General features: G+C 60.4%; 11 protein-coding genes. 6 read left to right on the top strand and 5 right to left on the bottom strand.

All coding sequences use genetic code 11. The annotated features are described in order from the left end of the window. Positions 1-2: 2 nt before the first annotated feature. Entirely contained in the window at positions 3-2,027 is a 2,025-nt protein-coding gene (locus tag ACP7AP_RS03425) for a CocE/NonD family hydrolase (RefSeq protein ID WP_426032249.1), read from the bottom strand. A gap of 120 nt (positions 2,028-2,147) precedes the next feature. Here ACP7AP_RS03425 and ACP7AP_RS03420 point away from each other — a divergent pair, with 120 nt between their 5' ends. Together ACP7AP_RS03420 and ACP7AP_RS03415 are read left to right on the top strand one after the other, a co-directional pair. Further along, a complete protein-coding gene (locus tag ACP7AP_RS03420) occupies positions 2,148-4,172 on the top strand; it encodes an FAD-dependent oxidoreductase (RefSeq protein WP_426032247.1) in 2,025 nt (674 codons plus the stop codon). Continuing rightward, on the top strand, positions 4,169-5,701 hold the full coding sequence (locus ACP7AP_RS03415) for a trimethylamine methyltransferase family protein (protein ID WP_426032245.1): 1,533 nt from the start codon (positions 4,169-4,171) through the stop codon (positions 5,699-5,701). The genes ACP7AP_RS03420 and ACP7AP_RS03415 overlap by 4 nt, the downstream gene beginning before the upstream one ends. Before the next feature lie 24 nt (positions 5,702-5,725). On the opposite strand, the gene dnaJ is transcribed toward ACP7AP_RS03415, so the two are convergent. The 4 genes from dnaJ to ACP7AP_RS03395 form a co-directional block, all read right to left on the bottom strand. Next, positions 5,726-6,874 (bottom strand): molecular chaperone DnaJ, encoded by a 1,149-nt coding sequence (gene dnaJ / locus ACP7AP_RS03410; RefSeq protein WP_426032243.1) that lies wholly within the window; start codon positions 6,872-6,874, stop codon positions 5,726-5,728. Positions 6,875-6,944: 70 nt separating this feature from the next. Beyond that, on the bottom strand, positions 6,945-8,852 hold the full coding sequence (dnaK, locus tag ACP7AP_RS03405; RefSeq protein WP_426032241.1) for a molecular chaperone DnaK: 1,908 nt from the start codon (positions 8,850-8,852) through the stop codon (positions 6,945-6,947). Positions 8,853-9,194: 342 nt separating this feature from the next. Next, complete coding sequence (locus ACP7AP_RS03400) at positions 9,195-9,392, bottom strand: hypothetical protein (RefSeq protein ID WP_426032239.1); 198 nt, start codon at positions 9,390-9,392, stop codon at positions 9,195-9,197. Further along, complete coding sequence (locus tag ACP7AP_RS03395) at positions 9,389-10,210, bottom strand: ABC transporter permease (RefSeq protein WP_426032237.1); 822 nt, start codon at positions 10,208-10,210, stop codon at positions 9,389-9,391. Before ACP7AP_RS03395 ends, ACP7AP_RS03400 begins: the two co-directional genes overlap by 4 nt. 136 nt (positions 10,211-10,346) lie before the next feature. On the opposite strand from ACP7AP_RS03395, the gene cysQ reads away from it, so the two are divergent. From cysQ to galU, 4 genes are all read left to right on the top strand, one after another. Continuing rightward, on the top strand, positions 10,347-11,141 hold the full coding sequence (cysQ, locus tag ACP7AP_RS03390) for a 3'(2'),5'-bisphosphate nucleotidase CysQ (protein WP_426032235.1): 795 nt from the start codon (positions 10,347-10,349) through the stop codon (positions 11,139-11,141). After that, complete coding sequence (locus tag ACP7AP_RS03385; protein ID WP_426032233.1) at positions 11,138-11,926, top strand: 3-deoxy-manno-octulosonate cytidylyltransferase; 789 nt, start codon at positions 11,138-11,140, stop codon at positions 11,924-11,926. Before cysQ ends, ACP7AP_RS03385 begins: the two co-directional genes overlap by 4 nt. Next, a complete protein-coding gene (locus tag ACP7AP_RS03380) occupies positions 11,923-13,140 on the top strand; it encodes a glycosyltransferase family 2 protein (protein ID WP_426032231.1) in 1,218 nt (405 codons plus the stop codon). Before ACP7AP_RS03385 ends, ACP7AP_RS03380 begins: the two co-directional genes overlap by 4 nt. A 174-nt stretch (positions 13,141-13,314) precedes the next feature. Beyond that, on the top strand, positions 13,315-14,208 hold the full coding sequence (galU, locus tag ACP7AP_RS03375) for a UTP--glucose-1-phosphate uridylyltransferase GalU (protein ID WP_426032229.1): 894 nt from the start codon (positions 13,315-13,317) through the stop codon (positions 14,206-14,208). Positions 14,209-14,238: the final 30 nt, after the last annotated feature.

Genomic DNA, 14,238 nt, shown 5'->3' with positions numbered 1-14,238 from the left:
GGTCAGACCATATCACGCGCGATCTCCTCATCCCATTGGCGCTCAAATATCAGGGTGTCGGCTTCGTGGATTTTCAGGCTTTGTTGGACGCGAAAATGGGTGGCTGTGCAGGACATTTTTCCGGTGGAGTGGTGGTGAATGGTGTGGTCGGGGAACTGCATGGTCGCTTTGTAGTGGGTGAGGGTGACGGCAGAGAGTGGGTCGCCGTCGACGATTTCGTGGCTGATGATGCCAGTGGCGGTTTGGGTTTGGCCAATGTCGGGCATGGTTTTGCTGTAGGTCCAGCGCGGGAAATCGACGGTCATTTTGCCGGAGAGCAGATCACGGGTGACGCGGCGCTTGGGCGGGTTTTCAACCGGGTGGTAGGTGTGCGGGGTTTGCGGGGCGCGGATGGGCTGGCCGAAGGTGGGCAGGGTGGCGTCTTTGGGGTTTGGGGGCCGGATGGGGAGGGTGAGGTGGCTTTCGCTAAGATGGATGGTGAGGGTAGCCAGTTCGGGCGAGGGCCAGGCGATCGGGTAATAGGTGGTTGAGATTGAGACCGCGATGCGGTGGCCGGATGGGAAGGCGTGGGCGATATCGTCTAGGTCAACGGTGGCGGTGTAGGTTTCGTGCGGCGTAAGGGGAGTGGCGTGTTCGTGGCTGTCGCGGTGGGTCAGGTTCAAGAGGCCGACCGCGACGCGGGTAGAGCGGCCGTCGGGGGCAACATCATTCAGGCGGACGGCGACGAGGGCCTGAGGTTTGTCGCTGGAGAAGGTGAGGTGTAGTTGCGGCGCGCCGAGGATTTCTTTCTGTTCCGTCAGGGCGGCGGATAGGAATACCAGCGAGCCGCCATCATCCTCGCGCTGGTCTGTCGCCCAGTCGGCATCATTGCCGTAGCGACCCACTTCTCCGGCAGTCAGGCCGACCCAAAGCGGGGAGCAGATTTGCTGGGTGCCGTTGCCTGTGCCGCCGAGGACGCCGTGACTGCCTAGGGCCATGTGTTCAGGATGGATGCGTGGCGAGGGCCATGAGTCCTCGGCAACCCAACGACCGGGGCGGGCGTGGTAGCAGGTGTGCGGTGGCACATAATCTTGCATCCAGACCCGATACATCTGCTGATCCATCATGCCAGTGTCGATGGCCTTGGTCCAATGATCCAGCCAGCGCACCAGTTCTTGCAGCCAGCCGATGGCGGGCTCGACCATGACTTCGTGGGGATAGGAGTGCGCCCAAGGGCCGATCAGGCCAAGGCGGGGGCCTTGCAGATTGGCTAGTAGGCGCGGGACGGCTTCGGAGTAATTGTCGGCCCAGCCGCTGATTGCATAGACCGGGATTTTGATCGCCGAAAAATCCTCGCAGATCGAGCCTTGCCGCCAGTAATCATCGCGGCGCTGATGGTGCAGCCATTCGATGATCCACGGTTGGTTGGCTTGGATACGATCCATCCACATCGCGCGCCACGCCTCACCCACCACTTGCGGATCAGGCGGCAGGTCGTTGCCGGAGAACATCGTGGCGGACCAGTCAAAGTTATCCTTCGACAGACAGCCGCCGATCCAATGGATATCGGTGGCGTAGCGGTCATCGGTGGAGCCCACGGTGATGATGGATTTCAGCGCCGCAGGCTGGCGCGCGGCGATTTGCAACCCGTTGAAGCCGCCCCATGAAATGCCGATCATCGAGACTTGGCCATCGCACCACGGTTGCTGCGCCAGCCAGTCTATCGCGGCGACGCCGTCAAGCTGCTCTTGTTCGGTATATTCGCCCGTGATCACGCCTTCAGAGTCGCCAGTGCCGCGAATGTCCAGCCGGATGCAGGCATAGCCGTGACCCGCGACATACATATGCAGGCCCTGATCGCGGGTGCGGGTGCCGTCGCGCAAGCGGTAGGGCAGGTATTCCAGCAAGACCGGAACCGGGGCAGCCCCGGTCAGCGCAGTATCGGGCAACCACAGCTTTGCCGCCAGCCGCGTGCCATCGGGCAGCGGCACCCAGAGGGTTTCGATGGTCTGCACCTGATGTGGGAACGCGGTTTGAATGTGCGGCATGTTATCCTCTTGTTGAACGATCATGTAACAAGCATAGGTCACTTGGCAACATAAATTTAAGGCCATTGACGCACCAAAGTATCCGAACATACTATACGATCATTCAACAATGAGGCGATGATGGACCCCACCCACGCGATCCTGTTTGAGCCTGTGCGGATCGGGCCTGTCACGGCGCCGAACCGATTCTATCAGACTCCGCATGCCACAGGCTTGGGCTGGCAGCGCCCGCAAGCAGGCGCAGCTTTGCGCGGCATGAAGGCGGAAGGCGGCTGGGGCGTGGTCTGCACCGAGTATTGTTCGATCCATCCAAGTTCGGACGACAGCCCGCACGGCTTTCTGACCCTGTGGGATGACAGCGATATTCCGGCGCTGGCGCTGACGGCGGATGCGATCCACGCGCATGGCAGCTTGGCGGGGATTGAGCTGTGGCATGGCGGCGCACATGCGTCGAACCGTATGACGCGGCTGCCGGGGATTGCGCCGGATGTGCAGCCCGCGATGTTCCATCTGCCGACCACAGCGCGGGCGATGGATGCCAGCGATATCAAGGCGTTTCGCGGCTGGCAGCGCGATGCGGCCTTGCGCGCCAAGCGGGCCGGGTTTGATATTGTTTATGTCTATGCGGGACATGATTACCTGCCGTTTCAGTTCCTGTCAGGCCGCAGCAATACGCGCGGCGATGCCTATGGCGGGTCGTTGGAAAACCGGGTGCGGCTGCTGCGCGAGATGATTGAGGATACCAAGGAAGCGGTCGGCGACACCTGCGCCGTGGCGGTGCGGCTGGCGGTCGATGAACTGCATGGCCCGCGCGGTATCACCAGTGCGGGCGAGGGGCGCGAGGTGATTGAGATGCTGGCCGAGTTGCCCGATCTATGGGACGTGAATATCGCGGGCGCGCTGGGCAATGACAGCAAATCGGCGCGGTTCAGCGGCGAGGGGTTTCAGGACCCCTATGTGGCATTTGTGAAAAGCCTGACGACGAAGCCAGTGGTATCGGTGGGGCGGTTTACCTCGCCCGAGACGATGGTGGCGCAGATCAAGCGTGGTGTGCAGGATTTCATCGGCGCGGCGCGGCCATCAATCGCCGATCCGTTCCTGCCGTTGAAAATCCGCGAGGGTCGCGCGGACGAAATCCGTGAGTGCATCGGCTGCAACATCTGCCGCGCCGCCAACAATGAGGCGGTGCATCTGCGCTGCACGCAAAACCCAACGATGGCCGAGGAGTGGCGGCAGGGCTGGCATCCCGAGCGGATTGCTGTGCTGCCGAAGCGGCAGAAGGTGTTGGTGGTCGGCGCTGGGCCAGCGGGGTTGGAAGCGGCGTTGAGTTTGGGGCGGCGGGGTGCTGACGTGTCGCTGGCCGAGGCGGGCAATGCTTTGGGCGGGCGGATTTTACGCGAATCGACGCTGCCCGGTTTGGCAACGTGGATCAGGGTGCGCGATTGGCGGGCGCATATGATCGGCAAGCTGGACAATGTGCAGGTCTATCCCGGCAGTCAGATGACGGCGGGTGACATTGCGGATTTTGGTGCCGATCATGTGGTGCTGGCCACGGGGTCGCACTGGCGTCGCGACGGAGTTGGGGTGGCGGGGATGCAGCCGCTCGATCTGCCCAAGGCGCTGACTCCTGACGATATTTTTGCCGGGGCCGCTGTGGACGGCCCGGTGGTGATCTATGATGACGAGCATTATTTTATGGGCGGCGCTTTGGCGCAACGGTTGCGGGCGCTGGGCCGTGCGGTGATCTATGTGACCCCTCATGCGGTGGCGTCAAGTTGGACGGTGCTGACCGATGAGCAGGGCTTTGTGCAGACGCGGTTGCTGCAGGCGGGGGTGGAAATTGTCGCCTCGCATCTGCTGTTGGGGCAAAGCGACGACGCGGTGCGGCTGGCCTGCGCCTATACTGGGCGCGAGATTGGGCGGGCTTGCGGCACGCTGATTGTGGTGACGGGCCGGGTCCCCGTGGATGATCTTTACGCGCCCTTGCTGGCCGCTGGCGTTGCGGTTTCGCGCGTGGGCGATTGCTTGCAACCGTCGTCCATCGCCGATGCGGTCTATTCGGCGCATCGCTTCGCACGCGGATTTGGTGGGCTTGTCGAGCCCGTTTTGCGGCGTGAAAAACCACCGCTGAAAGGATTGCTATGACCGATCCCACTCCACGCAAACGTAGCGCGACCCGTGGCCCGCGCACGATGGGCGCGCTGCATCAGTCGCCGTTCGGCCAAGTGCCGCGGCCTTATCCGCCGACCGAAGTGCTGTCGGCGGATCATGTGATGGCGATCCACACCTCGGCTTTGCGGGTGCTGGCCGAGATTGGCATGGCGGTTTTGGAACCACGAGCGCGGGCGTTGTTTGCACAGGCGGGGGCAGAGGTTTCGGGCGATACGGTGCGGCTGGATGCGGATTTGGTCGGCAGTTTGCTTGCTACTGTGCCGCGCACTTTCGGGCTAGAGGCGCGCAATCCGGCGCGGAGTTTGCGGTTTGGCCGCGCTGATTGCGTGTTCGCGTCAGTCGGTGGGCCGGCTTATGTGATGGACAATGACGGTGGGCGCCGGACAGGCAGTTTTGCCGAAATGCAGGATTATCTGAAGCTGATCCAAAGCCTGAACGTGATCCACCAAAGCGGCGGCAATCCGTTCGAGCCGATGGATTTGCCCGCCGACACCCGCTATCTCGACTGCTTTCATGCGCAAATCCGGCTGTTGGATAAGAACTGGCAGACCGAAACCTTGGGGCAAGCGCGCACGTTGGACGGCATCGAGATGGCGGCGATTTCTTTGGGCACCACGCCGGAGGGGTTGCGCGACAGGCCCTGTCTGCTGGGCATCATCAACACCAACTCACCGTTGCAACTGGATATCCCGATGGCTGAGGGGCTGATGACCATGGCGGAGTTCGGTCAGGTGGTGGTGATCACGCCGTTCACTTTGGCGGGCGCGATGAGCCCGGTGACGCTGGCGGGGGCACTGGTGATGCAGCACGCCGAGGCGATGGTGGGGATTGCTTTGACCCAGATCGTGCGAAAGGGCGTGCCGGTGATGTATGGCGGCTTTACTTCGAATGTCGATATGCGCTCCGGCGCGCCCGCGTTTGGCACGCCGGAATATACCAAGGCGGCGCAGGCTTCGGGGCAACTTGCGCGGCTGATCGGGGTGCCGTTTCGGTCGTCAAATGTGAATGCGGCCAATGAGGTCGACGCACAGGCGGCCTACGAGTCGCAGATGTCGCTGTGGGGCGCGATGATGGGCGGCGCGCATCTGATCGAACACGCGGCGGGCTGGCTGCATGGCGGGCTGACGGCGAGTTTTGAGAAGCTGATCGTAGATGCCGAGATGCTGCAAATGATGCAGGAATATTTCAAGCCGCTGGTGGTCGATGAGGCGACTTTGGCGTTTGACGCGATCCGCGAAGTGGGGTCGGGCGGGCATTTCTTTGGCTCGGATCACACGATGAGCCGCTATGAGCAGGCGTTTTACACGCCGCTTTTGTCGAATTGGGACAACCATACGACGTGGCTTGGTAAGGGTGGCATCAAAACGCGCGAGCGGGCGAATCTGGTCTGGAAGCAACTGCTGACGGAGTATGAACAACCGCCGCTGGACCCTGCGATTGATGAGGCATTAGGGGCGTTTGTGTCAAAGCGGAAAGAGGAAGGCGGCGCGCCGATGAATTAGGCGGGCATCGCTGCCCGCCTGATTTTAGCTTTTCATCCCGTCCCAAAAGCCTTTGACCTTTGAGAAGAATGAAGTGCCTTCCGGGTTGTTATCGGTCGCCAGCGTGTCGAATTCCCGCAGGATTTCCTTCTGCCGCGCGGTCAGGTTGACCGGAGTTTCCACCGCCAACTCAATCACCATATCGCCAGACCCACCACCGCGCAGCGCGGGCATGCCCTTGGCGCGCAGGCGCATCTGCTTGCCGGTTTGCGCGCCCGCAGGCACTTTGACGCGCGATTTACCGCCGTCTATGGTGGGTACTTCGATCTCACCACCCAGCGCCGCCGAGGCCAGCGTGATCGGCACGCGACAGAACAGATGCACGCCGTCGCGTTGGAAAATCGCGTGCTCTTTCATCTCGATAAAGATGTAAAGATCACCCGATGGCCCGCCGCGCATTCCGGCTTCGCCCTCGCCCGCAAGACGGATACGGGTGCCGGTTTCCACCCCAGCCGGGATGTTGACCGACAGGGAGCGATCCTTCTCAACCCGGCCATGCCCTGCGCAGTTTTTGCAGGGGTTTTTCACCATCTGGCCGGCACCGTTACAGGTGGGACAGGTGCGTTCGACAGTGAAGAAACCCTGCTGCGCGCGGACCTTGCCCATGCCGGAACAGGTCGGGCAAGTCACAGGTTCAGCGCCGCCTTCGGCCCCGGTGCCGTGGCAGATGTCACAGGTCACCGAAGTCGGCACGTTGATGGTTTTCTGAACGCCTGCAAAGGCTTCTTCCATACTGACGCGCAGGTTATAGCGCAGGTCAGACCCGCGCTGGGCGCGCGAACGCCCGCCGCCACCCCGGCCGCCGGTGAAGTTGCCGAACAGGTCTTCGAACACATCCGAGAAGGCCGATGCGAAATCGCCGTTGCCGCCGGCATAACCGCCGCGTTGACCGCCGCCGCCCATGCCACCTTCAAAGGCCGCATGACCATAACGGTCGTAGGCCGCCTTCTTGTCGGCGTCTTTCATCACCTCGTAGGCTTCGTTCAACTCTTTGAACTGGGCTTCGGCGTTGGGATTGTCGGAATTGCGGTCGGGGTGAAGCTCTTTCGCTTTCACCCGGTAAGCCTTCTTCAAATCCTCTGCGGAAGCGCCCTTGGAGGCACCGAGAATGTCGTAATAATCGCGCTTTGCCATGCAAAACCCCTTCACGGGAACGCGGCAGGGCGGCCCTTAGCTGGGCCGCCCTGTTTTGGTTCCTGGCGGCTTACTTCCGCTTGTTGTTCCCGAGATCCTCGAAGTCAGCGTCGATGATATCTTCATCCACGCCGCGCTGCTCATCCTCATCCTTACCGTCGGCCTGGTCTGCCGAGGCTTTGTAGATCGCCTCGCCCAGCTTCATCGCCGCTTCGGTCAGGTTCTGGATGCCGCCTTTGATCTTGCCAGCGTTTTCCGTCGCCAACGCATCTTCCAGCGCCGACATTGCCAGTTCGATCACTTCGACGGTCGAAGGATCAACCTTGTCAGAGTGTTCTGCCAACGAACGTTTGGTCGAGTGCATCAGGCTTTCGGCCTGATTCTTCGATTCCACAAGCTCTTTACGCTCTTTATCGGCTTCGGCATTGGCCTCAGCGTCTTTCACCATTTTCTCAATATCCTCGTCGGACAGACCGCCCGAGGCTTGAATGGTGATCGCTTGCTCTTTGTTGGTGCCTTTGTCTTTGGCCTTCACCGACACGATGCCGTTGGCGTCGATGTCAAATGTCACCTCGATCTGCGGCAGACCACGCGGGGCTGGGGGAATCGATTCCAGATTGAACTGGCCCAGCATCTTGTTGTCGGCAGCCATTTCGCGTTCGCCTTGGAAGACGCGGATGGTCACGGCGTTCTGGTTGTCTTCCGCCGTGCTGAACACCTGAGACTTCTTGGTCGGGATCGTGGTGTTGCGGTCGATCAGGCGGGTGAACACGCCGCCGAGGGTCTCAATCCCCAAGGACAACGGAGTCACGTCCAGCAGAACCACGTCTTTGACGTCGCCTTGCAGCACGCCCGCCTGAATGGCGGCACCAGCGGCCACGACTTCATCGGGATTCACGCCCTTGTGCGGCTCTTTACCGAAGAATTTGGTGACTTCTTCCAGAACGCGCGGCATCCGGGTCATACCGCCGACCAGAACAACCTCGTCAATGTCGCCGATCGAGATGCCAGCGTCTTTCAACGCGGCAGCGCAGGGCTTCATCGACTTTTTGACCAGATCATCGACCAGAGATTCCAGCTTGGCGCGGGTCAGTTTGACCACCAAGTGCAACGGCTGGCCGGAGTTCTTGTCCATCGAGATGAAAGGCTGGTTAATCTCGGTCTGCTGGCTGGACGAAAGCTCGATCTTCGCTTTTTCAGCCGCTTCTTTCAGGCGTTGCAGCGCCATCTTGTCCAAGGACAGATCAACGCCATGCTCTTTCTTGAACTCATCCGCCAGGTAATTGACGATGCGCATGTCGAAGTCTTCACCACCAAGGAAGGTGTCGCCGTTGGTGGATTTCACCTCGAACAAGCCGTCGTCGATTTCCAGAATGGTGATATCGAACGTGCCGCCGCCAAGGTCATAAACCGCGATGGTGCGTGCTTCTTTTTTGTCCAGACCGTAGGCCAGTGCGGCTGCGGTCGGCTCGTTGATGATACGCAAAACTTCCAGACCAGCAATGCGGCCCGCGTCTTTGGTGGCTTGGCGTTGCGCGTCGTTGAAATAGGCCGGAACCGTGATCACGGCTTGGGTGACGGTTTCGCCCAAGTAGCTTTCAGCGGTTTCTTTCATCTTTTGCAGGATGACAGCCGAAACCTGCGCCGGAGAATACTTCTCCCCGCGCACTTCGACCCAAGCATCGCCATTGCCACCGTTGACGATCTTGTACGGCATGTTCTTCTGATCTTTGACGATCACCGGATCGTCATGACGACGCCCGATCAACCGCTTGACCGCGAAGATGGTGTTGCTGGCGTTGGTGACAGCCTGCCGCTTGGCAGCCTGACCGACCAGACGCTCGGTTTCCGTATAGGCGACGATAGACGGCGTGGTGCGCGCGCCTTCCGAGTTTTCGATGATCCGGGGCTGCGAGCCGTCCATGATGGCAACGCAAGAGTTGGTCGTCCCGAGGTCAATACCGATGACTTTGGCCATGAGTGGTCCCTTTCCGTAGGCGATGTTGTGGTGCGGAACCCAAGCAGGCATTCCGTCCCGATCCCATGAGACCCGGAAGGGCTACTGCCCGTTTCCGGCTTCTGGGCGTATATAGGCAGGCTGATTTGACCCTGCAAGCGCTGCGTGGGGGGTAAAACCTAATCAATGATCGGAAAAATTGCCGGGTTTGGATTGTGGGCGGGGATTCAGACTGCCAAAGGTGCCAAATGGCAGCACCCATGCAGGGTTTTTGCGGATTGGTTCGGGCTTGCCGCCTGAAACAGATCAAGGCGGATACCAAGGCTTTGTCAGACATCCCGTCCGAACAGGTCTGCCAGCGCTTTACAGCGATACCACAACGTCAACCGCTTTGGCATTGGGCGGCAAGCAGCCCCTAGCGGCGCTATCGGCATCTGGGCCGACCCGAACATTCAGCATATCATCCCCTGTGACCCCGGCCACATCATACAGCGCGGTCAACACCTGCGCGTCCGCCAAGCCCGGCCACAGCAGGCCAAGGCACAGCAAAAGCCGCTTCATCGCCCGGCACCCCAACTGGCAGAAACATGCCTGCGGGTGAAATTCTCACCCATCAGGCCGATCACGATCAGCACGAAGGTCACCCAGATGGTGTAGTCGATCGAGCTGTTATGCGGATGATAGTTCTGAAACATGTAGCCGCGGGTTTGGTCAATCGAATGGAACAGCGGGTTCCATGTGTAATAGTGCAGACGGCTGGAGGGCATGGCGTTGGCCAAGAACATCTTGCCGGAAAAGATCATATTGGCACGGGCGTAGATCGAGGTCGCGATGCTGAAAAACTCGGGCTGCCAAGGGGTTGCGGCCTTGAAGATCATCCCCACGCCAATGCCCGAGGCCCAGGACAGCATGTAAATGCCAATCACTGGCACGGGATCGTAAATGGTGATCGGCGTCCACAGCGTGTGGTAAAAGAACAGGATCACCATCGCCGACAGGGTCTGCAGATAAAGCGCCCCGAGTGCCGCCGAGGAAATCGACACGATGGTGTTCATCGGCGAGTGTTTCATCATCGCCGAGGTTGGCCCATCGGATTTCGACACCGCACTTAACGTCTTGGCATGGGTGGCAAAATTGAACACCCCGGACATGATATACAGCACGAAATCACCGCGCAGTGCCGAGCCGCGCATCTGCAACAGGTCGAACATGAACACCATGATCACCACCATCAGCACCGACTGCGTGATGCTCATCAGCAACCCGATCACCGCATTGCCATGCTGCTTGCGCACGTTGCGCACGGCAGCGTGAAAAATCAGCTCCAGCATGGCAAAACCGCTGGTCACCTTGGTGCGTTTGACTTCCGGGCGAAACATTACCGCAACCTCATGTTTGGGCGTGGCCCATTATAGCGCAGGAAATCTTGCTGTTCCCTCTGCAACCGATGATAAAGGCGATGTCTGAATTAATCAACAACACGGCAATGCGATGACGCGCTTGTCAGGAGAGCCTATGAACTTTGACCATCTGATCCCCGTCATTCGCCGTCTGGCATTGGAAGCGGGCGACCGCATCATGCAGGTCTACAATGGCCCGGATTTCGCGGTGCGGTCGAAATCCGATGCCAGCCCAGTGACAGAAGCCGACGAGGCTGCCGATGCGATCATCTCGGCAGGCTTGCGTGCAGCTTTCCCGGATGTGGTGCTGATCACCGAGGAACAGGCGGACAGCCATGCTTTGACCGCCTCAACCTTTCTGATTGTCGATCCGCTGGATGGCACGAAAGAGTTTGTGCAGCGGCGTGGCGATTTTACCGTGAATATCGCTTATGTCGAGAATGGCGTGCCGTTGCGCGGCGTGGTCTATGCCCCGGCGCAGGGGCGGCTGTTTTACACGCAGGCGGATGGGGCGACGGTTGAGGAAACCGGTGATTTTACCAAGGATGCGGCGGGGCCGGTGACGCGGCTTTCCGTCTCCAAGCCTGACAACACTGCGCTGATGGTGGTGGCCTCAAAATCGCACCGTGATGCGGCGACAGATGAGTACATCGCCAAATACGCGTTTAAGGATATGAAATCGGCGGGTTCCAGCCTGAAATTCTGTCTGCTGGCGACTGGAGAGGCCGATCTTTATCCCCGGCTTGGCCGCACGATGGAATGGGACACTGCCGCAGGCGATGCCGTTTTGCGCGGCGCGGGCGGTCATGTGGTGCGCTTTGATGATCACAGGCCTTTGGCCTATGGCAAGCAAGGCTGGGACAATCCGTTTTTCATCGCCTACGCCCCCGGCGTGATCTTGCAAAAATGAGCGTGCTTCTCGTCATCCCGGCCCGCTATGCCAGCGCGCGTTATCCCGGCAAGCCCTTGGTTTCGCTGAAAGGCCCGGATGGCGAGAAGACCCTGATCAGGCGCAGTTGGGAGGCTGCCATGGCTGTGCGCGGGGTCAGTCGCGTGGTGGTCGCGACCGACGATACCCGCATCCGCGACCATGCGGCGGATTTTGGGGCCGAGGTGATCATGACCTCGTCCACCGCGCAAAACGGCACCGAACGCTGTGCCGAGGTTGCCGCCTTGTTGCCGGGGTATGACATTGTGGTGAACCTGCAAGGCGACGCGCCGCTGACACCTGCGTGGTTTGTCGAAGACCTGATCGCTGGTCTGCGCGCGGCACCCGAGGCGGACATTGCCACCCCGGTGTTGCGCTGCGATGGTCGCGCGTTGAACGGCTTTCTGGCGGACAGGCGGGCAGGTCGGGTTGGTGGCACAACGGCGGTTTTTGGCGCGGGGATGCGCGGGCTGTATTTCTCGAAAGAGGTGATCCCCTTCACTGGTCGCCTCTACGCGGATGATGAAAACACCCCGGTGTTCCACCATGTCGGCGTCTACGCCTATCGTCCCGCCGCTTTGGCCGCTTATCCAAGCTGGCCTATCGGCCCGTTAGAGACGCTTGAAGGTCTGGAACAACTCCGCTTCCTCGAAAACGGGCGGCAAGTGCTGTGCGTGCAGGTCGATGGCAAAGGCCTGACGTTTTGGGAGCTAAACAACCCCTCCGACGTGTCGGTGATCGAGGCCGCATTGGCCGCGCTTGCATGACCATGGCCCCCGTCAGCGTGATCGTCGTCAGCCGCCACCGCGCGGCGGCGCTGATGCGCTGCATTGTGGCTCTAACCCAGCAGGATCACCCGAATTTTGAGCTGATCGTGGTGGCCGACCCCGAGGCGATCCGGCAGGCGGAGAACCTGCCGCTGCCGCTGAAATGCGTGACATTTGACGAAGCCAACATCAGCGCCGCCCGCAATGCCGGGCTGGCCATGGCCTCTGGCCCCGTCGTGGCCTTCATCGACGATGATGCGGTGGCCGAGCCGACATGGCTGTCGCGCCTGACCGCGCCCTTTGCCAACGCGCAAGTCACCGCCAGCACGGGCTTTATCCGGGGCCGCAACGGGATTTCCTACCAGTGGCAGGCGTGCGAGGTTGATCAATTCGACCAAGATCACCCGCTGACCATCACCGAGCCGGTCCTGCGCGCCAACACGCCACAGCGGGCGGTGAAAACCCAAGGCACCAACTGCGCCTTCCGTCGCGATGCGCTGCTTGCGATCGGCGGCTTTGATCCGGCTTACCGATTTTACCTCGACGAAGCTGATGTGAACCTGCGCTTGTCGGGGCAAAACTTATCGGGCCTCACCGCGATCATCCCCGATGCGCAGGTGCATCACGGCTATCTCGCCAGCGCACGCCGCACCGCGAATCGGGTGCCGCTGAGCCTGCATGACATTGCCGCCAGCACCGCGATTTTCCTGCGCCGCCACGCGCCAGAAGCTGATTTTTCAGCCGCGTTAAAGGCTCTATCCTTGCGGGAATCTACCCGTATAGCCGAACATCGCCGCGCTGGTCGTATCGACGTGCAGGCCGAACTGGGCCTGCTGACCAGCCTCACCCAAGGCTGGGCTGAGGGGCTTGCCCATATACTTGCCGCGCTGTCACCCCTCCCAGAAACCAGTGCCGCGCTGCAACCGCTAAAGACCGGCCCGCGCCCCGGTAAAATCCTCGCCGGGCGGTTCTGGCAAAAGCGCCGCCTGCTGGCCGAGGCGGCCGCCAGTACAGCGCATATCACCACGGTTTTCCTGTTCACCCCCACAGCCCGCCCGCATAAAATCAGCTTCCAGCCACAAGGATACTGGCTGCAAACCGGCGGCATTTTCGGCCAATCGACCCGCCATGGTCCGCGTTTTCGGCTGATATCCTTGCGAAAACGCGTCGCAGAAGAAGCCGCGCGCCTGTCTGCCTACCGCCCCATCGGCTGAGCGCCGCCAATGCCGCGGCGTTACAGCGAATTTTCCCCGGAACTGTGACTGCGGAACTGCGTTATAAGGGGTAACAGAAATGCCATCCCCAAAGCGAACCGATTGTTCTGTTAAGCTTTGTGGGTTAGGGTATAATTTGTCCGAAAATGCCGGGCAGTGCGAAAGAATGGGCCGATGAAGATTAAAAAAGTCACGAAAGCAGTCTTTCCTGTTGCCGGAATGGGCACGCGGTTTCTGCCAGCCACCAAATCCATCCCGAAAGAGATCATGACGCTGGTGGACCGGCCGCTGATTCAATACGCGATTGATGAGGCGCGTGCTGCGGGCATCAAGGAATTTATCTTCGTCACCTCGCGCGGCAAATCCGCGCTTGAGGATTACTTCGACCACTCACCCGAGCTGGAAAACACCCTGCGCAAAGCCGGGAAAGATGATCTGTTGGAGATCCTGAAGGAAACCAACATGGATTCCGGCGCGATTGCTTATCTGCGTCAAACCCGCCCCTTGGGCCTTGGTCATGCCGTCTGGTGCGCCCGCCGTCTGATCGGCGATGAACCCTTTGCCGTGCTGCTGCCCGATGACGTGATCGCCGCTGAAAAGCCGTGCTTGCAGCAGATGATGGAGGCTTACGAGCAAACTGGCGGCAACATGGTCGCCGCGATGGAAGTGCCGCCGCATAAGGCCTCGTCCTACGGCGTGTTGGATATTGCCGAGGATATGGGCGCGATTGTGCTGGCCAAGGGCATGGTTGAAAAACCGAAAGCCGAGGATGCGCCGTCTAACCTCGCGGTGATCGGGCGCTATATCCTGACGCCTAAGGTGTTGAGCAATCTGAACAAAATGAAGCAAGGCGCGGGTGGTGAGATTCAGTTGACCGACGCCATCGCCGAGGAAACCAAGGCGGGCAAGGTCTATGGCTATCGCTTCCGCGGGCAGCGCTATGACTGCGGATCAAAGGCGGGTTTCCTACAGGCGACGGTGGCTTTCGGACTTGCGCGACCGGACCTGCGCGAGGAATTCGGTGCCTATCTGAACGACATGATCGCGTTGCAAAAAGCGGCGCAGTAAGCGGTGGTCCCGGCGCGGCTGCTTGACCTG

The organism is Cypionkella sp. TWP1-2-1b2 (assembly GCF_049896245.1).
Classification (GTDB): domain Bacteria; phylum Pseudomonadota; class Alphaproteobacteria; order Rhodobacterales; family Rhodobacteraceae; genus Cypionkella.
The sequence above is the reverse complement of the archived record's forward strand: the minus strand, read 5'-3'. Positions and strand labels throughout refer to the sequence as shown.

What these genes read in the sequence shown, in the direction of transcription:
- ACP7AP_RS03425 (WP_426032249.1), bottom strand. Translation starts at nt 2,027, where the DNA reads ATGCCGCACATTCAAACCGCGTTCCCACATCAGGTGCAGACCATCGAA.
- ACP7AP_RS03420 (WP_426032247.1), top strand. Translation starts at nt 2,148, where the DNA reads ATGGACCCCACCCACGCGATCCTGTTTGAGCCTGTGCGGATCGGGCCT.
- ACP7AP_RS03415 (WP_426032245.1), top strand. Translation starts at nt 4,169, where the DNA reads ATGACCGATCCCACTCCACGCAAACGTAGCGCGACCCGTGGCCCGCGC.
- dnaJ (WP_426032243.1), bottom strand. Translation starts at nt 6,874, where the DNA reads ATGGCAAAGCGCGATTATTACGACATTCTCGGTGCCTCCAAGGGCGCT.
- dnaK (WP_426032241.1), bottom strand. Translation starts at nt 8,852, where the DNA reads ATGGCCAAAGTCATCGGTATTGACCTCGGGACGACCAACTCTTGCGTT.
- ACP7AP_RS03400 (WP_426032239.1), bottom strand. Translation starts at nt 9,392, where the DNA reads ATGAAGCGGCTTTTGCTGTGCCTTGGCCTGCTGTGGCCGGGCTTGGCG.
- ACP7AP_RS03395 (WP_426032237.1), bottom strand. Translation starts at nt 10,210, where the DNA reads ATGTTTCGCCCGGAAGTCAAACGCACCAAGGTGACCAGCGGTTTTGCC.
- cysQ (WP_426032235.1), top strand. Translation starts at nt 10,347, where the DNA reads ATGAACTTTGACCATCTGATCCCCGTCATTCGCCGTCTGGCATTGGAA.
- ACP7AP_RS03385 (WP_426032233.1), top strand. Translation starts at nt 11,138, where the DNA reads ATGAGCGTGCTTCTCGTCATCCCGGCCCGCTATGCCAGCGCGCGTTAT.
- ACP7AP_RS03380 (WP_426032231.1), top strand. Translation starts at nt 11,923, where the DNA reads ATGACCATGGCCCCCGTCAGCGTGATCGTCGTCAGCCGCCACCGCGCG.
- galU (WP_426032229.1), top strand. Translation starts at nt 13,315, where the DNA reads ATGAAGATTAAAAAAGTCACGAAAGCAGTCTTTCCTGTTGCCGGAATG.